23 protein-coding genes are annotated in these 19,235 nt (G+C 67.8%); 13 read left to right on the top strand and 10 right to left on the bottom strand.

Annotated features, from left to right (window positions below):
• Window positions 1–5: 5 nt before the first annotated feature.
• From pstB to H7J86_RS18445, 6 genes are all read right to left on the bottom strand, one after another.
• Window positions 6–782, bottom strand: coding sequence for a phosphate ABC transporter ATP-binding protein PstB (gene pstB, locus H7J86_RS18470; protein ID WP_090354484.1), 777 nt, complete (start codon window positions 780–782; stop codon window positions 6–8).
• Between the two features lie 14 nt (window positions 783–796).
• Window positions 797–1,711 (bottom strand): phosphate ABC transporter permease PstA, encoded by a 915-nt coding sequence (gene pstA / locus H7J86_RS18465; protein ID WP_090354482.1) that lies wholly within the window; start codon window positions 1,709–1,711, stop codon window positions 797–799.
• Entirely contained in the window at window positions 1,708–2,766 is a 1,059-nt protein-coding gene (pstC, locus tag H7J86_RS18460) for a phosphate ABC transporter permease subunit PstC (RefSeq protein ID WP_267292511.1), read from the bottom strand. The genes pstA and pstC overlap by 4 nt, the downstream gene beginning before the upstream one ends.
• A gap of 47 nt (window positions 2,767–2,813) precedes the next feature.
• Entirely contained in the window at window positions 2,814–3,947 is a 1,134-nt protein-coding gene (pstS, locus tag H7J86_RS18455; RefSeq protein WP_170847119.1) for a phosphate ABC transporter substrate-binding protein PstS, read from the bottom strand.
• A 147-nt stretch (window positions 3,948–4,094) separates the two neighbouring features.
• A complete protein-coding gene (gene mshD, locus H7J86_RS18450) occupies window positions 4,095–5,000 on the bottom strand; it encodes a mycothiol synthase (RefSeq protein ID WP_267292509.1) in 906 nt (301 codons plus the stop codon).
• Complete coding sequence (locus H7J86_RS18445) at window positions 4,997–5,800, bottom strand: winged helix-turn-helix transcriptional regulator (protein ID WP_170847118.1); 804 nt, start codon at window positions 5,798–5,800, stop codon at window positions 4,997–4,999. Before H7J86_RS18445 ends, mshD begins: the two co-directional genes overlap by 4 nt.
• Window positions 5,801–5,949: 149 nt before the next feature.
• Between H7J86_RS18445 and lmeA the strand changes: the two genes are divergently transcribed.
• The 8 genes from lmeA to H7J86_RS18410 all read left to right on the top strand — a co-directional run bounded on the left by lmeA (window position 5,950) and on the right by H7J86_RS18410 (window position 10,377).
• A complete protein-coding gene (gene lmeA, locus H7J86_RS18440) occupies window positions 5,950–6,747 on the top strand; it encodes a mannan chain length control protein LmeA (protein WP_090354469.1) in 798 nt (265 codons plus the stop codon).
• Complete coding sequence (locus H7J86_RS18435; protein ID WP_090354467.1) at window positions 6,744–7,175, top strand: thioredoxin family protein; 432 nt, start codon at window positions 6,744–6,746, stop codon at window positions 7,173–7,175. The genes lmeA and H7J86_RS18435 overlap by 4 nt, the downstream gene beginning before the upstream one ends.
• A 20-nt stretch (window positions 7,176–7,195) precedes the next feature.
• Window positions 7,196–7,297 carry an Ms5788A family Cys-rich leader peptide gene (locus H7J86_RS33620; protein ID WP_372517291.1) on the top strand — a complete coding sequence of 34 codons (102 nt, stop codon included), beginning with the start codon at window positions 7,196–7,198 and terminating at the stop codon, window positions 7,295–7,297.
• A 98-nt stretch (window positions 7,298–7,395) separates the two neighbouring features.
• Window positions 7,396–7,893, top strand: a complete 498-nt coding sequence (locus H7J86_RS18430; RefSeq protein WP_090354466.1) for a DUF4395 domain-containing protein — start codon at window positions 7,396–7,398, stop codon at window positions 7,891–7,893.
• 17 nt (window positions 7,894–7,910) lie between these two features.
• Window positions 7,911–8,744, top strand: coding sequence for a sulfurtransferase (locus H7J86_RS18425; protein WP_090354465.1), 834 nt, complete (start codon window positions 7,911–7,913; stop codon window positions 8,742–8,744).
• 1 nt (window position 8,745) lies between these two features.
• On the top strand, window positions 8,746–9,048 hold the full coding sequence (locus tag H7J86_RS18420) for a DUF1416 domain-containing protein (RefSeq protein ID WP_062655781.1): 303 nt from the start codon (window positions 8,746–8,748) through the stop codon (window positions 9,046–9,048).
• 166 nt (window positions 9,049–9,214) lie between these two features.
• Window positions 9,215–9,868 (top strand): heme-binding beta-barrel domain-containing protein, encoded by a 654-nt coding sequence (locus H7J86_RS18415; RefSeq protein ID WP_090354463.1) that lies wholly within the window; start codon window positions 9,215–9,217, stop codon window positions 9,866–9,868.
• A gap of 95 nt (window positions 9,869–9,963) precedes the next feature.
• Window positions 9,964–10,377: a hypothetical protein gene (locus H7J86_RS18410; protein WP_090354461.1), complete on the top strand. Its 414-nt coding sequence runs from the start codon at window positions 9,964–9,966 to the stop codon at window positions 10,375–10,377.
• Window positions 10,378–10,610: 233 nt separating this feature from the next.
• Here H7J86_RS18410 and H7J86_RS18405 read toward each other — a convergent pair whose 3' ends face one another.
• The gene (locus H7J86_RS18405) at window positions 10,611–11,402 is read right to left on the bottom strand and encodes an aminodeoxychorismate lyase (protein ID WP_267292507.1); all 792 of its coding nucleotides are present in this window, start codon (window positions 11,400–11,402) and stop codon (window positions 10,611–10,613) included.
• Window positions 11,403–11,443: 41 nt separating this feature from the next.
• On the opposite strand from H7J86_RS18405, the gene ygfZ reads away from it, so the two are divergent.
• Both ygfZ and H7J86_RS18395 read left to right on the top strand, forming a co-directional pair.
• Complete coding sequence (gene ygfZ, locus H7J86_RS18400) at window positions 11,444–12,523, top strand: CAF17-like 4Fe-4S cluster assembly/insertion protein YgfZ (RefSeq protein WP_267292505.1); 1,080 nt, start codon at window positions 11,444–11,446, stop codon at window positions 12,521–12,523.
• Between the two features lie 151 nt (window positions 12,524–12,674).
• Window positions 12,675–12,857, top strand: a complete 183-nt coding sequence (locus tag H7J86_RS18395; protein ID WP_090354456.1) for a DUF3073 domain-containing protein — start codon at window positions 12,675–12,677, stop codon at window positions 12,855–12,857.
• Window positions 12,858–12,894: 37 nt separating this feature from the next.
• Here the strand turns inward: H7J86_RS18395 and purM are convergent, their stop codons facing one another.
• Complete coding sequence (gene purM / locus H7J86_RS18390; protein WP_090354455.1) at window positions 12,895–13,971, bottom strand: phosphoribosylformylglycinamidine cyclo-ligase; 1,077 nt, start codon at window positions 13,969–13,971, stop codon at window positions 12,895–12,897.
• Window positions 13,972–14,060: 89 nt separating this feature from the next.
• Between purM and H7J86_RS18385 the strand changes: the two genes are divergently transcribed.
• Window positions 14,061–14,504, top strand: coding sequence for a cupin domain-containing protein (locus H7J86_RS18385; protein WP_235632714.1), 444 nt, complete (start codon window positions 14,061–14,063; stop codon window positions 14,502–14,504).
• Window positions 14,505–14,525: 21 nt separating this feature from the next.
• Here the strand turns inward: H7J86_RS18385 and purF are convergent, their stop codons facing one another.
• Complete coding sequence (gene purF, locus H7J86_RS18380; RefSeq protein WP_090354453.1) at window positions 14,526–16,061, bottom strand: amidophosphoribosyltransferase; 1,536 nt, start codon at window positions 16,059–16,061, stop codon at window positions 14,526–14,528.
• A 163-nt stretch (window positions 16,062–16,224) separates the two neighbouring features.
• Between purF and H7J86_RS18375 the strand changes: the two genes are divergently transcribed.
• Window positions 16,225–17,589, top strand: coding sequence for a DoxX family protein (locus H7J86_RS18375; protein WP_267292503.1), 1,365 nt, complete (start codon window positions 16,225–16,227; stop codon window positions 17,587–17,589).
• 4 nt (window positions 17,590–17,593) lie between these two features.
• On the opposite strand, the gene H7J86_RS18370 is transcribed toward H7J86_RS18375, so the two are convergent.
• The gene (locus tag H7J86_RS18370; protein WP_090354451.1) at window positions 17,594–17,977 is read right to left on the bottom strand and encodes a sterol carrier family protein; all 384 of its coding nucleotides are present in this window, start codon (window positions 17,975–17,977) and stop codon (window positions 17,594–17,596) included.
• Window positions 17,978–17,994: 17 nt separating this feature from the next.
• Here H7J86_RS18370 and H7J86_RS18365 point away from each other — a divergent pair, with 17 nt between their 5' ends.
• On the top strand, window positions 17,995–19,206 hold the full coding sequence (locus tag H7J86_RS18365; protein ID WP_090354450.1) for an MCE family protein: 1,212 nt from the start codon (window positions 17,995–17,997) through the stop codon (window positions 19,204–19,206).
• Window positions 19,207–19,235 lie beyond the last annotated feature (29 nt).

Below are 19,235 nucleotides of genomic sequence, written 5' to 3'. Positions count from 1 at the left end.
TCGCTCTAGCCGAAGCGGCCCGAGATGTAGTCCTCGGTGGCCTTCTGCGTCGGGTTGGAGAAGATCTTCTCGGTGTCGTCGATCTCGATCAGCCTGCCGGGCTTGCCCGTTGCTTCGAGATTGAAGAACGCGGTCTGGTCGCTCACCCGGGCGGCCTGCTGCATATTGTGCGTGACGATCACGATGGTGAAGTCCTGCTTCAGCTCCGAGATCAGGTCCTCGATGGCCAGTGTGGAGATCGGGTCCAGTGCGGAGCAGGGCTCATCCATCAGCAGCACGTCGGGCTGAACGGCGATGGCGCGGGCGATACACAGCCGCTGCTGCTGACCACCGGAGAGGCCGCCACCCGGCTTGTCCAGGCGGTCCTTCACCTCGTTCCACAGGTTGGCGCCCTTGAGCGAACGCTCGCAGACCTCATCGAGGGTCTTCTTGTTGCGCACGCCCTGCAACTTCAGGCCGGCCACCACGTTGTCGCGAATGGACATGGTGGGGAACGGGTTCGGGCGCTGGAACACCATGCCGATGGTCTTGCGCACACCCACCGGGTCGACGCCGGCACCGTAGATGTCCTCGCCGTCGAGCAGCACCGAGCCCTCGACACGGGCGCCGGGGATGACCTCGTGCATGCGGTTGAGGGTGCGCAGCACGGTCGACTTGCCACAGCCCGACGGGCCGATGAACGCCATCACGCTGCGCGGCTGAACCGACAGCGAGACGTCGGACACCGCGTGGAATGCCCCGTAGTAGATGTTGACGTCTTTGAGATCAAGCCGTTTTGCCATGGCAGTTCACTCCTCTAAACCTTCTTGGGGGCAAAGATCTTGGCGACGAGTCGCGCGCCGATGTTGAGTACGGCGACCAGCAGGATCAGGGTGAGCGCCGCTCCCCACAGCCGGTCGGTGGGCACCGGGTTGGCGCCGGCGCCGGCCGAGATCTGGTCGTACATCATGCCGGGCAGCGATCCCATGAACCCGCCGAACATGTCGAAGTTCATCGCCTGGGCATAGCCCACCAGGACCAGCAGCGGTGCGGTCTCCCCCATCACGCGGGCCAGGGCCAGCATGACACCGGTGACGATGCCCGACAGTGCCGTCGGGATGACGATCCGCATGATCGTCTTCCATTTCGGCACGCCCAGTGCGTAACTCGCCTCGCGCAGGTCCATCGGGACGATGCGCAGCATCTCCTCGGTGGCTCGCACGATGACCGGGATCATCAGCAGCACCAGCGCGAGCGACACCGCGAAGCCGGACCGCTCGAAGCCCAGCGTGGCCACCCACAAGGCGTAGATGAAGAGCGCGGCGACGATGGAGGGCACACCGGTGAGGATGTCCACCATGAAGGTGGTGAGCTTGCCCAACCGGGTGCCGCCGCCGTACTCGACGAGATAGACGGCCACGAACACGCCGATCGGGATCGAGATCAGCGAGCAGACCAGGCCTTGCAACAGCGTGCCGACGATCGCGTGGTAGACGCCGCCGCCGGCGCTGAACGTCGTCATCCCGGCTTGGGAGTTGGTGAACCACGTCGGCGCGCTGATGGCCTTGAAACCCTTGACGATCACCGAAAAAAGCACCCACACCAGCGGTACCAGGGCCACCAGCACCGACCCTGTCACCAGCACCGTCGCCACGTTGTTGGTGACCTTGCGGCGCGCACTGACACCCTGGAAGGCGGGCGCCTTGACCGGCTTTTCCAATGTGGAGGTCATGACTTTGCGCCCCTTCCGGCCACCGCGGCGCGGGCCAGCGAGTTCACGATGAAGGTCAGGATGAACAGCACCAGGCCGGCGGCGATATAGGCACCGGCCTTGTACTGGTCGTTGAATTCGCTTGCGGTGGCGGCGATCTTGCTGGCGAAGGTGTAGCCACCGTCGAACAGCGACCATCCGAACGCGGTCTGCGTGCCACGCAGGATGATCAACAGCGCGATGGTCTCACCGAGCGCACGGCCGAGGCCGAGCATCGCACCGCTGATGTAGCCGGACAGACCGAACGGCAACACCGTGGTGCGCACGACCTCCCAGCGGGTGGCGCCCAGCGCCAGCGCGGCCTCGATCTGGCCGCGGGGCGTCTGCATGAAGACCTCGCGGCTGACGGCGGTGATGATCGGCAGGATCATCACCGCGAGCACGATGCCCGCGGTGAAGATGGTGCCGCCGCCGGCCACCGACGCGGTTCCGGTCTTGAACAGGAACAGCCAGTTCAGGTTCTCGTTGAGCCAGATCGCGAAGGGCTTGAGCACCGGCGCCAGCACGTACAGGCCCCATACGCCGTAGACGATGGACGGCACCGCCGCGAGCAGGTCGACCATGTAGGCCAGCGGGCCGGCCAGTCGCTTCGGGGCGTACTGGGTCAGGTAGATCGCGATACCCAGTGCCACCGGCATGCCGAGCACGAGGGCGAACAGCGACACGAAGACCGTCACCTGCAACAGGTCGAAGATGCCGAAGTGCATCGCCGAGGTGTCGGTGGTGACCCAGTTGCCGCCGTAGGTGAAGAAGTTCTCTTTGTTGCGGGCCAGCGCGGGGATGGCCCGCCACAGGAGGAACACCCCGATCGCCGCGATGAGCGCGACGATCAGGATGCCCGATCCTTCGGAGAGACCACGGAAAATGCGGTCTCCCAAGCGTACTTTCGCACCCTTGGAGGGGTTGGTGGAGATGGGCTCCGGCGCCGGGATGGGTGAGGCGATTACCTCACCCGATCCCGCGTCGGCTGGATTAGGTGTCGTCACTGTTATCCCGTCAGGGACCTGGTTGGTCATCGGTCCGCAAGTCCATCCTCACCGCAATTGTGGTTACGCGCCAGCCGTCAGGAGATCGCCGAAACGGAGGCCAGCAGGCGCTGCTTGAAGCTGTCCGGGAGGGCGACGTAGCCGGCCTGGGACAGGCTGGCCTGGCCCTGGTTGGCCGACACCGTGAGGAAGGACTTGACGGCCGCAGCGGTGTCGGCGTCGTAACCCTTCGAGCAGACGATCTCGTAGGTGGCCAGCATCAGCGGGTAGACGCCGGCGTCCTTGGAGGCGTACAGCGCGTTCAGATCCAGGGTCAGATCCTTGCCCTCGCCCTTGAACTTGGCGGCACCGACGGCCTTCGCGGTGGAGTCATCGGTCAGCGCCACGGCACCGGCACCGCTGTCGATCTGCGCGGTGTGCAGGTTGGCTGCCATGGCCGGGCTCTTCTCGACGTAGCCGATCGACCCGGGGGTGGCCTGAATGGCCTGCACGACACCGGAGGACTTCTGCGCACCCTCACCGGCGCCACCCTGGAACTCCTTGCCCGCACCCTTGGTCCACGCCTGCGGCGCGGCGGCGGCCAGGTACTTCTGGAAGTTGTCGGTGGTGCCCGAGGAATCCGAGCGGTAGATCGGCTTGATGTCCGTGTCGGGCAGCGTGGTGCCCGAGTTCAGCGCGGCGATGGCCGGGTCGTTCCACTTCTTGATCTCGCCCTGGAAGATCTTGGCGAGCACCTCGGGGTTCACGACGAGGTTGTCGACACCCTCGATGCTGTAGGCCAGCGCGACGGGGCCGAACACCAGCGGCAGGTTCCAGGCGTCGTTGCCACCGCAACGCTCCTTGGCCTTGGTGATCTGATCGTCTTTGAGCGCCGAGTCGGAGCCGGCGAAGTCGACCTGCTTGGCGATGAACTGGTCCACACCCGCGCCGGAGCCGGTCGGGTTGTACGCCAGGGTCTTGCCCGAGCAGACCTGTCCCCACACCTTGTTGAACTCGGCGATCGCGTTCTGCTGGGCGGTCGAGCCCTCGGCGGTCAGGCTGTTCTTGCCGGCGCAGTCGGCGGCGGAGGCGGCCGAGCTGCCGGAGGCGGCCGACGAAGAAGAGGAACTGCCGGAGTTGTTATCGCTACCGCACGCGGTGAGCGACAGTGCGGCGACGGCAGTCATGGAGAGCGTCGTGCCAAGGACCTTGCCAAAGCGATTGAGCTTCACTTATCCCACTTTCGGTTGACGGCTTCAGGCTCTCCGGCAACGTATGCGGTGGTAGTGGACTCTTAACGGATGGAAAGTGAACGGAAGGTGAATAGGTCCAGGGGGTTCACAGGATGCTGAGAAAGGCCTTCGAGCAGCCCGCGCAGCCTAGATTCCGTAGGCGACATCGGTGCTGAACACCGTGAAACCCAGCCGCTGGTAGGTCTTCACCGCCGCGGTGTTGTCCCCCTCCACATAGAGGGTCACCTCGGCGCCGGGACCCAGCCGCTGGGCCAGGTGGTGCAGGCCCACCAGCGTCAGCACCGCGCCCAACCCGCGGCCCTGCGCGGCCGGGTCGACACCCACCACATAGACCTCGCCCAAACCTCGGTCGTGCACGTCCCCGCCGGGCGCGGAATGGATTTTCGTCCAGTGGAAACCCAGCAGCCTGAAACCACCGCCCGAGTCGCTGCGCTCCAGCCCGCCGGAGCCCTCGAACACCATGAACAGCCCGGCCGGGTCGAACCAGCTCTCGCCGCGACGCTCGGCGATATCGGCCTCGGTCCACCCACCCTGCTCCGGATGCCAGGCGAACGCGGCGTTGTTCACGCGCAGCAGCTCCGCGTCATCGGACGGTCCGGCGTAAGTCCGTAAGCCGTCCACCGCCGGAAGCGCCGGCAGGTCGGCCAGGCCGCGGCGCATCTGGAGCAGCTCACGCTTGGGAACCAGCTTCAGCGCGGCGGCCAGCGCTTGAGCCGGTTCCAGGTTGCCGTGCGCCCAGACCCGGATATCGTCTCCGGACTCGGCCAGACCGGTGCGCGCCAGCGCGGACCCGATACCGCGCCGCCGGGCCTGCGGGTGCACCACCAGCTCGGCCATGGCGGGGGCCAGGTTGAGGTAGCCGACCAGTTCCCCGCCGTCGAGGGCGAGCAGGTGGCGGGTGTCGTCGCGCGAAAGCTCGCGCAACACCTGATCACCGACCGGCGCGACGCCGTCGTGGGCAGTGGCCGCGTCGATCAGCGCCGCGATGCGCTGCTGTTCGGATACCGGCAGTCCGGTCTGCCACGAGATCACTGACTGTGCAGCGGATCGAACGCCTCGGACGCCGAACCGAAATCGTCGTCGTCGAACACGTCGTCGTCGTCCGCTTCGGGTGCCGGGGCCCGGCCTCGAGCGGGACGCACCGCTTTGTATCCGACATTGCGCACGGTGCCGATCAGCGATTCGTATTCGGGACCGAGCTTGGCCCGCAACCGCCGCACGTGCACGTCCACCGTGCGGGTACCACCGAAGAAGTCGTAACCCCACACCTCCTGCAGCAGCTGTGCCCGGGTGAACACCCGCCCGGCGTGCTGCGCGAGGTACTTGAGCAGCTCGAACTCCTTATAGGTGAGGTCGAGCGGGCGGCCACGCAACCGCGCGGTGTAGGTACCTTCGTCGATGACGAGCTCACCGAGGGTGACCTTGCCCATGCTCTCCTGGTCGGATACCCCGCCGCGCCGGCCGACCAGCAACCGCAGTCGGGCGTCGATCTCGGCGGGCCCCGTGCCGGGCAGCAGAATCTCGTCCAGGCCCCACTCCACGTTGACCGCCACCAAGCCGCCCTCGTTCACCACGGCCACCACCGGGATCGATGTTCCGGTGGTGCCCAGCAGTCGGCACAGCCCCCGGGCCGCCGCCAGATCGGTGCGCGCGTCGACGATCGCGACGTCGGCGGTACTTGCCTCCAGCAGGGAGGAAACCTCAGTCGGTGCGGAGCGAACGTTGTGTGCCAGAAGGGACAATGACGGCAGCACGGACTCAGGATTCGGGTCTACGGTGAGTAGCAAAAGCTCCAAAAGGCCCTCCGGCGCCCCAGAGGATTCCCAGGACAACGTTGTCGAAGGTCATCTTCCAGATTCATGGCTGACACGTGGTCGTTACGACCGACGATGCGTTAACGATAGCGTGCTACCTGCTGATTAGCTGAGTTGAACGGAGCGCCGCGAACTCCGGGCCCCGCCGGGTACGCCAGAATGTCCGGGTGCGCAAACTGCTCGCCGGTCTCATCGCGACTCTCACCACGCTGGTGCTGGGAGCCGTCGCTGTCGATTTCGGCGCGGCGATCTACGCCGAATACCGGTTGGCCCGCAGCGTTCGCACCGCCGCTCACCTGCCCTTCGATCCGTGGGCCAGCATCCTGAGCTTCCCGTTCATCTCCCAGGCCGCCAACCACCGCTATCGGGAGGTGGAGATCCGGGCCACCGGGGTGGACCACCCGATCACGGGCAAGGTTTCGCTGGAAGCCACGCTGCACCGCGTCGACCTGCACGACTCGTCCTGGCTGATCGGTCCGGATGCCACCCTGCCGGTGGGCAAGCTGGAAAGCCGGATCATCATCGACTCCAGGCACGTCGGCGATTTCATGGGCATCAAGGACCTGCAGGTCGAGGCCCCGCCGCGGGAGTCCAACGACGCGACCGACAACACCACGGAATCGGGCATCTCCAGCGGCGACGGGCTGGTGTTCACCGGCACCCCGGCCGCCGCCGGTTTCGACAAGCGGGTCAGCGTCTCGGTCGATCTCACCCTCGACGGCCCGAACCAGACCACCCTGGTGTTCACCCCGACCAACGTGCTCACCGGACCCGGCACCGCCGATCAGGCCGTACCGCAGGACCGCACCGCCGCGGTGCTGGCGGCCTTCACCTCGCAGGTGCCCGGCCAGAAGCTGCCCTTCGGTCTGACGCCCACCTCGGCCGGAGTCCGCGGATCAGACATCATTGTGGAAGGCATCACCGAGGGAGTAACCATCACACTCGACGGGTTCAGACAGTCATGAACAGTTCCATGGCCCTGGTCATCGTCATGGTGATCGCCGTGCTGGGTCTCGGCTACATCGTCGGGCGCCTGATGACACTGCGGGCCGGCATGCTGCGCGCCGCGGCCGAGGACGCCCCCACCGAGGATGTCGACACCTCCGATCTCGGGCTGTCCGGCACCGGACCCACGATCGTGCATTTCACCGCCGTGTGGTGCGGGCCGTGCGCCGCTGTGCGCCGCGTGGTCAGCCAGGTCTGCGCCGAACTGCCCGCGGTGGCGCACGTCGAGATCGATATGGACGCCAATCCGGCCGCCGCCCGGCGCCTTTCAGTGCTGTCACTGCCGACGACCTTCATCTTCGATGCCCAGGGCCGGCAACGCTTCCGCGCAACCGGGGTTCCCAAGGCCGCTGACCTGCGCTCGGCCCTGGAGCCACTATTGGCTTGACCGCAGGGTCAACAGGTATTGTGTGCGACGTGTCCGCCCGCCTTGAGCTGCTGCTCACCAAGCGCCGCGCAGTCGATCTGTGCCGCGTCGCGGGTTGTTGCTGTTGTTGTTGTAGCTGCTGAGTAGCCGCGCTTCTCTCTGCGCCGCGCTCGGGGCCAGGCCACCAGGCCGGAATGTGCCCCTTCAGCCCCAACCCCAGCCCAGCAACAGGAGCACAGATATGTCCACCACCACCAGCACCATCACGAATCAGGCCCTCGACCAGGTCGATGTCCGCGGTCCCCGCTTCGTCGCCTGGGTCACCACCGGCGTGCTCATCGTCACGCTGCTGGTGTCCGCGATCAGCGTGCCCGCCGCGGCGGTCATCCTCGCCCTGCAGGCCGTGGTCTTCGCCATCGGCGCGGTACGGGGCCCCCGTCAGCACCCTTACGGCCGGGTGTTCGCCGCGCTCATCGCACCGCGACTGGGCCCGGTCACCGAGAAGGAACCGGTGCCGCCGCTGAAGTTCGCCCAGTTGGTCGGCTTCCTCTTCGCCGTCGTCGGCGCCGCGGGCTTCGCTTTCCAGGCGGCGCTCGGCGGGCCGCTGCTCGGCCTCATCGCCACCGCGTTCGCCCTGTTCGCGGCGTTCCTGAACGCAGCCTTCGGCATCTGCCTGGGCTGCCAGATCTACCCGTTCGTCGCTCGCCTGCGACGTGCAACTCCCGCCACAAGCCGATAACCGAAAGGAATCACTCCATGGCACGCTCCGACGTCCTGGTCTCCACCGACTGGGCCGAGAGCAATCTCGACGCGCCGAACACCGTCTTCGTCGAGGTCGACGAAGACACCTCGGCCTACGAAGGCGGTCACATCGCCGGCGCCGTCCGGCTGGACTGGAAGACCGAGCTGCAGGACCAGGTCAAGCGTGACTTCGTCGACCAGCAGCAGTTCTCGAAGCTGTTGTCCGACAAGGGAATCAGCAACGACGACACAGTGATCCTGTACGGCGGCAACAACAACTGGTTCGCCGCGTACGCCTACTGGTACTTCAAGCTGTACGGCCACAACGACGTCAAGCTGCTCGACGGCGGGCGCAAGAAGTGGGAGCTCGACGGGCGCCCCCTGGTGACCGAGGTACCCACCCGCCCCGCCACCTCGTACACCGCCGCGGCGCCGAACAACGACATCCGCGCCTTCCGCGACGAGGTCATCGCGGCCATCGGCGAGAAGAACCTCGTCGATGTGCGCTCCCCCGACGAGTTCTCCGGCAAGATCCTCGCGCCCGCGCACCTGCCGCAGGAACAGAGCCAGCGCCCCGGCCACATCCCCGGCGCCATCAACGTGCCGTGGAGCAAGGCGGCCAACGAGGACGGCACCTTCAAGTCCGATGAAGACCTGGCCAAGCTCTACGCGGCGGCCGGCCTGGACGGCGAGAAGGAGACCATCGCCTACTGCCGCATCGGCGAGCGTTCCTCGCACACCTGGTTCGTGCTGCAGGAACTGCTGGGTCACCAGAACGTCAAGAACTACGACGGCAGTTGGACGGAATACGGCTCCCTGGTGGGCGCCCCGATCGAGTTGGGAAGTTGATATGTGCTCTGCACCGAAACAAGGTGTGACGCTGCCGGCAGGCGTCGACCTGGAGAAGGAAACCGTCATCACCGGTCGTGTGGTGGACGGATCGGGCCAGACCGTCGGCGGCGCGTTCGTGCGGCTGCTGGACAGCTCGGACGAGTTCACCGCTGAGGTGGTGGCCTCGGCGACCGGCGACTTCCGCTTCTTCGCCGCACCGGGCACGTGGACCGTGCGTGCGCTGTCGCCCGCGGGCAACGGCGACGCCAGCGTGACGCCGTCCGGCGCCGGGATCCACGAAGTCGACATCAAGGTCGCCTGACGCCGATCGAGTGCCGCTGCGCTCGGGCCTCCGGTTCGAGCGCAGCGGCTCCCGGCAGTTAGACTCCTGACGTGGTTCTCTTCTTCGAATTCATGCTTGTGGCGGCCGTGGTCGTCATCACCTGGTTTGCGCTCTACGCGCTGTACCGCCTGATCACCGACGAGGCGTGAGCAACGACGACGCCGTCGAGCCGGGGTCGGGCGACCGGGCCGTAGCCGCAGCTGCGGAGCGGGCCAGGATCACCGCGGCCCGCAACATCCCGACGTTCGACGATCTGCCCCTTCCGGCGGATACCGCGAACCTCCGGGAAGGCGCCGACCTCAACCCCGCACTGTTGGCGCTCCTGCCGCTGGTCGGCGTGTGGCGCGGCGAGGGCGAGGGTCGCGACACCCACGGCGACTACCGTTTCGGCCAGCAGATCATCGTCTCTCACGACGGTGGTGATTACCTGAACTGGGACAGCCGCTCCTGGCGGCTCGGCACGGACGGCGAGTTCGAGTCGACCGGGTTCCGCGAGTCGGGATTCTGGCGCTTCGTGGACGATCCCGCCGATCCGTCCGAGACACAGGCCATCGAGCTGCTGCTGGCCCATTCCGCCGGCTACGTCGAGCTGTTCTACGGCCGCCCGCGCAACCAGTCCTCCTGGGAACTGGCCACCGACGCCCTGGCCCGCAGCAAGTCCGGCATGCTCGTCGGCGGGGCCAAGCGGCTGTACGGCATCGTCGACGACGGCGATCTGGCCTATGTCGAGGAGCGGGTCGACGCCGACGGCGGGCTGGTACCGCACCTGTCGGCGCGCCTGAGCCGCTTCGTCGGATAGCCGCACCGGCGCATAACCTACGCCCAGGCCAGCGATACCGGGCGCCCAGCAACGGCCCATACCGTCGTCTCCGTCAATTCGAGAACGGAGAATTCATGGCTCTGACAGCACTACGCACCGCGGCGCTGGGCCTCACCGGTGCGGCCTTGATCGCCGGCGTGGTCGGTTGTTCGTCGGGTGGAACGTCAACGGAATCAACGACTTCGGCGACGGCATCCACCTCCTCGAGCGCGACGTCGGAATCCACGTCGGCGGCGTCCGCACCCGACGGTCACGATGCTTTCACCGCCTGCATGACGGAGCACGGCGTGCCCGCTCCGCCGGAGGGCGGTCCGCCCGCCGGAATGACCCCGCCGCCCGGGATGACGCCACCGAGCGGTCCGCCGCCCTCGGGCGCACCCCATCCGGGCGAGGGTAAGACACCGCCGGCACCTCCGGGCGTCGACCAGGGCACGTGGGATAAGGCCAACCAGGCCTGCGCGTCGCTCGCCCCCGCACCCCCGAAGTAGCCCAGACATGGGGCGGCCCCCGAGCCGTAGTTCTTGGTGGGACAAAACCAAGGGCTCGGGGGCCGGGTGGCTGCTTGGAATTCGCCAGCGCTCGCAGGTGGATTCCTCGCGCCTGCAGCTGCTAGCGAGCAGCCACCTCACTTGTCCGTATGCCAATCAATGTGTCGGACCACCTCCTTCCCTGTGTACCGACGAAAGTACTCGCGCCCCGCGGACCCGACAACCGAATATCGTCAGGATTCGCGGTCGACCGCGGTGTCCACCCACTCGGCCAGCTGCGCCGCGAGCGGCGCCGGCGCCAGGGCGACACCGTCCAGGGTGTGCACACGCGCGGCCAACGTCACCGCCGAGAGCAGCCAAACACCTTGCGCTGCAAAAAGATCGGCGACGGTCAGCGGACGGTACACGACCCGCGGCGCGGTCTGGAACAGCGCGCGCACGGTGGTGCCGGGCAGGATCGCCGGCGTGGCCGGCGGGCTGATCAGGGTTTCGCCCTCAGCGATCACCACCGACGAACGCGGGCCCTCCAGCACCAGCCCGTCGGCGCCGACATAGATCGCGTCGCCGGCGCCGCGGCGGGCGGCCTCCCGTAGCGCCGCGGCGTTACCGGCGTAGGACAACGACTTCGCCGCATGCAGGGGATCGTTCAGTCCACGATCCAGCGTCACCGCAGCCACCCCGTCGCGGCGGGCCGCGGCCACCCGGTCCGGCACCGGCGATATCGCGGCGAAGGCCGCGCCACGGCCGTACACCAACCGCAGCACCGCGTCCCCGGCCCACCGCGAGACCGCCGTCGCCGCCGCCGTGCGGAACAGCGCGAGGTCGACGGGCGGCAGCGCCGCGATACGTACGGAGTCGGCCAGCCGGCTCAGATGGGCTTCCAGCAGACAGGCCCGCCCCCCGCGCACCAGGGTGGTCTCGAACACCCCGTCACCGTGGGTCAGCACCGGGTCCGTGACCCGCACCAACGGCTCGTCGAAACCGTGCACGTCCCCGTCGAGCGTCACGACGAGACCGGCGGGCATGACGCCAGAGCCTAGTGACCGCTGCGCCGTAGGCTTGGGGCATGTCTGCAGTTCCCGCCCCTGAACACGGTCCCGACGCCGGCGCCGTCTGGCACTACGGCGATCCCTTCGGCGAGCAACGCGCCGCTGCCGACGGCGCCGTGGTGGTCGACCGGTCGCACCGGGCGGTGCTCGCACTCACCGGCGGCGAACGTCGCTCCTGGCTGCACACCATCTCCAGCCAGCACGTCAGCGACTTGACCGACGGCACCGTCGTGCAGAACCTCAGCCTCGACGGGCAGGGCCGTGTGGAAGATCACTGGCTGCAGACCCAGCTCGACGGTGTCACCATTCTGGACACCGAGCCGTGGCGCGGCGAACCGCTGCTGGCTTATCTGCGCAAGATGGTGTTCTGGGCCGACGTGGTGGTCGAACCCGCCGATCTGGCCGTGCTCTCCCTGCTCGGGCCGGCCCTGACCACACCCGAGGTCCTGGCCGCGCTCGGCGTCGACGCTCTGCCTGCCCCCTGGACCGCGGTCGGGCTGCCCGGTGGCGGCTTCCTGCGCGGCGTCTACCCCGGCGAATACGACCTGGTGGTGCCGCGTGACACGGTCGGCGACCGGCAGCGCACCCTCGCGGCGGCCGGCGTCCGGCCGGCCGGAATCTGGGCCTACGAGGCCCACCGGGTGGCCGCCCTGCGCCCACGGTTGGGGCTGGACACCGATGAGCGGACCATCCCGCACGAGGTCGGCTGGATCGGCGGTCCCGGTGAAGGCGCGGTGCATCTGGACAAGGGCTGCTATCGCGGCCAGGAGACCGTCGCCCGCGTCCACAACCTGGGTAAACCGCCCCGCGCTCTGGTGCTGGTGCAGCTGGACGGCTCCGGGGACCGGCCCTCGACCGGGGACCCGCTGACCGCCGGCGGCCGGCCGGTCGGGCGACTGGGCACCGTGGTGGATCATGTCGACGACGGTCCCATCGCGTTGGCGCTGGTCAAGCGGGGCATCCCGGCCGATACGGAGCTGAGCACCGGTGGTGACGTGGCCGTGGCCGCGGTGATCGATCCGGATTCGGTGGCCGCCGATGACCACGTCGGCGCGGGCCGAATCGCGCTGCAGCGGCTGCGCGGCGGTGACCGTTGAACTGCTCGGGCCGCGCCGACGACCTGTGACAGGCAGGGCCTACCAGCGCGGCGCCGCGCGGCACGGTAAAGTGGCCGCAGGACAATAACGACACACAGATCGGAGCCGCCTGCACGTTGGGCCGCTCCGTTATTGCGCGAGGGGGTCCCCCATGGGCCGCGGCCGGGCGAAGGCGAAGCAGACGAAGGTCGCACGCGACCTCAAGTACAGCTCGCCACAAACCGACTTCGACAGGTTGCAGCGTGAGCTGTCACATGCCGAGTCTGAGAACGACTTCGGGGGCAGTGACGGCTTCGCCGATCAACACGCCGATGAAGACGACTGGCGGCGCTGACTCACGCAGAGGTCTAGCCCCGCGGTTCTGACTTCCGTCAGAACCGCGGATGCTGACCGACGAGGTGTGCGCGGGCCTCACCCTTGCCGCTCTTGGCAACGGTGCCCAGCGTCCAGCAGTTCAGATGACGTGCGGTGAGAATCGCCAGTGCGCGGTCGGTGTCCTCCGGCGCGACGATGGCGACCATGCCGACGCCCATGTTGAACGTCTTCTCCATTTCGGCACGCTCCACGCGACCGCGCTGGGCGATCATGCCGAAGACCGGCGCGGGCGTCCAAGTGCCGCGGTCCAGCTCGGCGACCAGTCCGTTCGGGATGACCCGTTCGAGGTTGCCCGCCAGCCCGCCACCGGTGACGTGGCAGAAGGTCCGGACCTGGGTCTCCGATGCCAGCGCCAGGCAGTCCTTGGCGTAGATGTAGGTGGGTTCGAGCAGTTCCTCGCCGAGTGTGCGGCCGAACTCCTCGACGTGGCCGGCCAGATCCATCCGGTCGATCTCCAGCAGCACCTTGCGGGCCAACGAGTAGCCGTTGGAGTGCAGGCCGGTGGACGCCATGGCGATGATCACATCGCCGGGCCGGACCAGTTCCGGCCCGAGCAGGTCGTCGGCTTCCACGACGCCGACACCGGTCGCCGAGATGTCGTAATGGTCGGGCTCCATCAGTCCGGGGTGCTCGGCGGTCTCCCCGCCCAGCAGCGCGCAGCCGGCCAGGACACAGCCGTCGGCGATACCGGACACGATGGCGCTGACCCGCTCGGGGACCGTACGTCCGACGGCGATGTAGTCCTGCAGGAACAGCGGCTCGGCCCCACAGACGACGAGGTCGTCGACGACCATCGCCACCAGGTCGAGGCCGACCGTGTCGTGCTTGTCCATCGCTTGTGCGATGGCCAGCTTGGTGCCGACGCCGTCTGTCGACGAGGCCAGCAGCGGTTCTCGATACCCGCCGCGCAGCGCGAACAGTCCGGCAAACCCACCCAGACCGCCTCGGACCTCCGGGCGGGTGGCTTTCTTGGCCAACGGTTTGAACAGCTCGACGGCGCGATCCCCCGCCTCGATGTCCACCCCGGCCGTTGCATAAGAGATGCCGTGTTGTTCGGCGCGACCCTGACTCATCAGGCTAAAGGCTACCGCTCCCGGTCCGGCCCCGACACCGCTGGTAAGGCCCGGGCGTTCTGCCGGGGCCACACGCAATGAGGTGACGTATGACACTCTGGGCGCTCATGAACCGATTTCGCTGGTCGGCGCTGGCCGCCGGGGCTGTCGTGGCGGGTGCCGCGGGCCAGTCCGCAACGGCGTCCGCCACCGCCGGAGTGGGCGTGGAGGCGCAGATCCTGGCGCAGGCCACCCGGGACGGACACGACTACATCACCAAAGAGATCACCATCGCCCCAGGCGGCGGTACCGGTTGGCACTGGCATCAGGGCCGGGTGTTCGGCCTGATCGAGTCCGGGACGCTCACCCACTTCCGGGCGGACTGCTCGGTGGACGGGGTGTATCCGACCGGAGCGCCGATCACCGAGGAGAGCGGTCCGGTGCACAACGGCCGCAACCTGGGTCCGGACCCGCTGGTGATGTGGGTGGTCTACATCGATCCGGCCGGCGCCCCACCGGCCACCGATGCGCCGGATCCCGGCTGCGGTTTCTAGTGCCGGACGACGGCGGAGCCGTCAGGGCCTTCTGATCGCGGAGGCGTTGTCGTTGGCCGGCTCCAGCGGGATCCCGCTGCGTGCCGCGTTGGCCAGCATGTGCTCGATGACGTTCTTGCCCAGGGCGCTCTCGCCCGGGAGTTCGATCGGGTAGTTCCCGTCGAAACACGCCGAGCACAGCCGCGATGACGGCTGCTCGGTGGCGGCGACCATGCCCTGCTGGCTGATGTAGCCGAGGGTGTCGGCACCGATGGCCCGACGCACGTCCTCCAGCATCTCGTCCTCGTCGCCGCTGGAACCGTTGGCGATCAGCTCAGCGGGGGTGGCGAAGTCGATTCCGTAGAAGCACGGCCACTTCACCGGCGGCGAGGCGATCCGGACGTGCACCTCGAGGGCACCGGCCTCCCGCAGCATCCGGATGAGGGCGCGCTGGGTGTTACCGCGCACGATCGAGTCGTCGACGACGATCAGCCGCTTGCCGCGGATGACTTCCTTGAGTGGGTTCAGCTTGAGTCTGATGCCGAGCTGACGAATGGTCTGCGACGGCTGGATGAAGGTGCGCCCCACGTAGGCGTTCTTCATCAGGCCCTGTCCGTAGGGGATACCCGAACCCTGCGCATAGCCGACCGCCGCGGGGATCCCCGACTCGGGAACCCCGATCACCAGGTCACCCTCCACGGGGTTCTCAGCGGCCAGCCGACGGCCGATCTCGACGCGGGTGGCATGCACGGACCGGCCACCGATCACACTGTCCGGCCGGGCCAGGTAGACGTATTCGAAGACGCAGCCCTTGGGGGTCGGATTCGCGAATCGGGTGGAGCGCACCCCGTCGGCGTCGATGGCCAGCAGCTCGCCGGGCTCGATATCGCGCACGAAGGACGCACCCACGATGTCCAGTGCCGCGGTCTCCGAGGCCACCACCCAGCCGCGGTCCAGCCGGCCCAGCGACAGCGGGCGCACACCGTGCGGGTCGCGCGCCGCGTACAAGGTGTTCTCGTCCATGAAGGTCAGGCAGAAGGCACCGCGCACGGTCGGCAGCAGGTCCAGGGCGGCTTGCTCCAGGGTGGCATCGGCCGCGCCGTGGGCCAGCAGTGCGCCGAGGATGTCGGAGTCGGTGGTGGCAGCAGGGGCGCCACGGGTCTCGATCAGCCCGGCTTCACGAGCCTGGCGGGCCAGCTCCGCGGTGTTGACCAGGTTGCCGTTGTGTCCCAAGGCGACACCGGTGCCGGCGGCGGTGTTGCGGAACACCGGCTGGGCGTTCTCCCAGGTGGTGGAGCCGGTGGTGGAGTAGCGGCAGTGTCCGACGGCGACGTGGCCGGGCATGGCCGCCAGCGTCTGCTCATCGAACACCTGACTGACCAGACCCAGATCTTTGAACACCAGCACCTGCGAACCGTCGGCGACGGCGATACCGGCCGCCTCCTGGCCACGGTGTTGTAGCGCATAAAGGCCGTAGTAGGTGAGTTTGGCCACATCTTCGCCGGGAGCCCAGACGCCGAAGACGCCACACTCTTCTCTCGGGTCTTCTTCGGTCTGCTCGATCTGCTCGGCGGTCACGATCAGTCTGCTCCCTAGGGGCTGTGGGTGACGTAACACAGTTTACGGGCAACCCCCGTCATTAGCTGAATCGAACGGCGGATTACCCACTCGTGAACGTCAACGCCCTTGGCGGGTGAAGACATTCCGGTGCCGGCACCGCACGCCACTACGGTGGACGGACGTGAGCCACGACACCGTCTCGGGCGACCCGATCACCGCGGAACCCGCCGACTGGCACCCACTGACCCGGGTCGCGTTCCGGTTCTGCGTCGTGTACTTCGGATTGTTCTGCCTGTGGTTCGCCCAGATCACCTTCGCCTTCGCCGGGCCGGTGGCGATGCTGCTGCCCGAGGGTTCGGTGCAGTGGCAGATGCTGGTGACCGATCCGCTCACCAGCTGGGTGGGCCGGCAGGTCTTCGGTGTCGACGCGCACCTTCGCCCCGGCTCCGGCAGCGGCGATCAGGCCGCCATCTGGATCGCGATGTTCTGTCTGCTCGTCGTCGCCGTGGCGGGCACGGCCGTGTGGTCCGCACTTGATCGGCGCGCCACCGGCTATCCGCGACTGGCCGCCTGGTTCGCCGTCTTCCTGCGGCTCTGCCTGGCCGGGCAGATGTTGTTCTACGGTGTCGCCAAGGTCATTCCGACGCAGATGCCGCAGCCGCCGCTGACCGCCCTGCTGGAACCGTTCGGCGAGTTCAGCCCAGCCTCGGTGCTGTGGCTACAGGTGGGTAGCTCGCCGCCGTACGAGGTTCTGCTCGGGGCCGTCGAGATGCTCGCAGGCCTGCTGCTGTTCGTACCGCGCACCGCCACCCTGGGTGCGTTGGTCGCCCTGCTCAGCATGGCGCAGGTGTTCATCCTCAACATGACCTTCGACGTGCCGGTCAAGATCCTGTCCGGACATCTGCTGCTGATGAGTCTGGTCTTGCTCGCACCCCGGGCCCGGCGGTTGTTCGACGCCGTCGTGCTGGAGCGGGCCTGCGGACCGGTCACCGTGACGCCGTTGTTCAGCAGTGCCCGGGCCAATCGCTGGACCACCAGAGTGCAACTGGCCCTGTGCGTCTGGGTACTGGCCGGGTTGCTGCTGCAGGGCTGGCAGGCCTGGAGCAGCTACGGCGGCGGGCGACCCAAGCCGGAGCTATACGGCATCTGGTCGGTCAGCTCGTTCAGGCTGGACGGTCAGCCGCTACCGCCGCTGACCACCGACGCGAGGCGTTGGCAAAAGCTGGTCTTCGACCAGATCGGGGCCGCGACATTCCAGGCGATGGACGGCTCGCTGCATACCGCACCCGCCGATGTCGACGCCGGCACCCACACCCTGGTGCTCACAACTCCACTGCCCCCGCCCGACGGTACGTCCGCCCCCGCGCCGGACCCGACACTGTTCGCGCGGTTCACCTACGCACGGCACGGCCCGGACCGGCTGACGCTGACCGGCACGTTGCGGGGCGCACCGGCGATCATCGAACTCGACCGGTTGGACCCGGACAGCTTTCCGCTGCGTAACCGCGGATTTCACTGGGTACAGGAGTACCCGTACTTCCGCTGACTCGTCAGTCCGGTAGCGGCACCACTGGCAGCCAGCCGGCGATCTCGCGGGCCCGTGAACCGGACATCGTCATCCCGGGCGCCGAGTCGATATCGAGCAGCCCGGTGGCGAGCAGCAGCCAGGTGCGCGGATCCGCCTCGACCACATTCGGTGGGGTGCCGCGGGTGTGCCGGGGGCCGGCGATGCACTGCACGGCGACATACGGCGGCACCCGGACCTCGACGCTGGCGCCGGGGGCCAACGCGGCCAGGGTGCGCGCGGTGAGCCGGACCGCAGCGGCGAGAACGGGCCGCTCCGGGGCCGGACGGCTGTCATCGCGCAGCCAGTCCGCGACGGCGAGCACCGCGGCCCGCGTCTGTTCCGGATCTGCTGTTCGGCGCGCCACCATCCCATTAGTGTCGCAATGTGGCAGCCGAGCGCTTCGCACCGCCGTATCGGGCGGTCGGTGCGGTCGCGCTGGCACTGTTGACCGGCCTGGCCGTCGTCATCTCTCTGCAGTTCCGGGGCGAGTTCCGTTACCGCGTGGAACTGACCGTGCTGTCGCCGCGAGCCGGCCTCGGAGTGGATCCGGGATCGAAGGTCACCTTCAACGGGGTGGAGATCGGCCGGGTGCGCACGATCTCCCCCACCGATGTGGACGGGACGCCCCATGCCCGGCTGGCGGTGCAGATCGAACCGCGCTACCTGCCGCTCATCCCGTCGAACGTCACCGCCGATATCAACGCCACCACCGTGTTCGGCAACAAGTACATCGCGCTGAGGTCACCGGAAATCCCCTCGCCACAGCACATTTCACCCCACGGCGAGATCACCGCAACGTGGGTCAGCACCGAGTTCAACACCCTGTTCGAGACGGTGATGGCCATCGCCGAGCAGGTCGACCCGGTGAAGCTGAACCTGACACTGACCGCGGCCGCGGAGGCGCTGGACGGGATGGGCGCCAAGTTCGGGAACTCCCTGCAGGACGGCAACGCGATCCTCGCGGATTTCATCACCCGCACCGACGAGTTCGGGCATGACACCCGGTCATGGGCCACGCTGGCCGATCGATACACCGACGCCGGCCCCGACCTGTTCGACGGACTGGCCGCCGCCGTGCGCACCGCCGCCACGCTCAACGACCAACGCGGCGCCATCGATCGGGCGTTGCTCGCCGCCGTCGGGTTCGGCGACAACGCCGGCGACATCCTGGAGCGAGGCGGACCGTTTCTGTCGCGCGGCGCCCAGGATCTGATACCGACGTCGAAGGTGTTCGACGTCTACAGTCCGCAACTGCTGTGCACCATCCGGAACTACTACGACGTCGCACCGCTGATGGCATCGACGTTCGGCGGCGACAACGGCTACTCGCTGGACTCGGCGGGCACGGTGTTCGGGTTCGGCCTGCCCAACCCGTACGTGTACCCGGACAACCTGCCCCGGGTGAACGCCCACGGCGGTCCGGAGGGCAAGCCAGGCTGCTGGCAGAAGATCACCAAAGACCTCTGGCCCGCACCATATCTGGTGATGGACACCGGCCTGTCCATCGCGCCGTACAACCATTTCGAATTCGGCTCGCCGATCTTCACCGACTACGTGTGGGGCCGCCAGGTGGGCGAGCCCACCATCAATCCGTGAGGGTTGACCTCAACCTTCATTGAGCTCCT

Origin of the sequence: Mycobacterium hackensackense (assembly GCF_025822555.1) — a bacterium.
GTDB classification, from domain to species: domain Bacteria; phylum Actinomycetota; class Actinomycetes; order Mycobacteriales; family Mycobacteriaceae; genus Mycobacterium; species Mycobacterium fluoranthenivorans.
This window is presented reverse-complemented; position numbering and strand designations above follow the sequence as displayed.

What these genes read in the sequence shown, in the direction of transcription:
- H7J86_RS18420 (WP_062655781.1), top strand. Translation starts at nt 8,746, where the DNA reads ATGTGCTCTGCACCGAAACAAGGTGTGACGCTGCCGGCAGGCGTCGAC.
- H7J86_RS18425 (WP_090354465.1), top strand. Translation starts at nt 7,911, where the DNA reads ATGGCACGCTCCGACGTCCTGGTCTCCACCGACTGGGCCGAGAGCAAT.
- pstB (WP_090354484.1), bottom strand. Translation starts at nt 782, where the DNA reads ATGGCAAAACGGCTTGATCTCAAAGACGTCAACATCTACTACGGGGCA.
- purM (WP_090354455.1), bottom strand. Translation starts at nt 13,971, where the DNA reads ATGAGTCAGGGTCGCGCCGAACAACACGGCATCTCTTATGCAACGGCC.
- H7J86_RS18370 (WP_090354451.1), bottom strand. Translation starts at nt 17,977, where the DNA reads ATGGTGGCGCGCCGAACAGCAGATCCGGAACAGACGCGGGCCGCGGTG.
- pstC (WP_267292511.1), bottom strand. Translation starts at nt 2,766, where the DNA reads ATGACCAACCAGGTCCCTGACGGGATAACAGTGACGACACCTAATCCA.
- H7J86_RS18435 (WP_090354467.1), top strand. Translation starts at nt 6,744, where the DNA reads ATGAACAGTTCCATGGCCCTGGTCATCGTCATGGTGATCGCCGTGCTG.
- H7J86_RS18405 (WP_267292507.1), bottom strand. Translation starts at nt 11,402, where the DNA reads ATGCCCGCCGGTCTCGTCGTGACGCTCGACGGGGACGTGCACGGTTTC.
- H7J86_RS18430 (WP_090354466.1), top strand. Translation starts at nt 7,396, where the DNA reads ATGTCCACCACCACCAGCACCATCACGAATCAGGCCCTCGACCAGGTC.
- pstA (WP_090354482.1), bottom strand. Translation starts at nt 1,711, where the DNA reads ATGACCTCCACATTGGAAAAGCCGGTCAAGGCGCCCGCCTTCCAGGGT.
- H7J86_RS18395 (WP_090354456.1), top strand. Translation starts at nt 12,675, where the DNA reads ATGGGCCGCGGCCGGGCGAAGGCGAAGCAGACGAAGGTCGCACGCGAC.
- H7J86_RS18385 (WP_235632714.1), top strand. Translation starts at nt 14,061, where the DNA reads ATGACACTCTGGGCGCTCATGAACCGATTTCGCTGGTCGGCGCTGGCC.
- H7J86_RS18410 (WP_090354461.1), top strand. Translation starts at nt 9,964, where the DNA reads ATGGCTCTGACAGCACTACGCACCGCGGCGCTGGGCCTCACCGGTGCG.
- ygfZ (WP_267292505.1), top strand. Translation starts at nt 11,444, where the DNA reads ATGTCTGCAGTTCCCGCCCCTGAACACGGTCCCGACGCCGGCGCCGTC.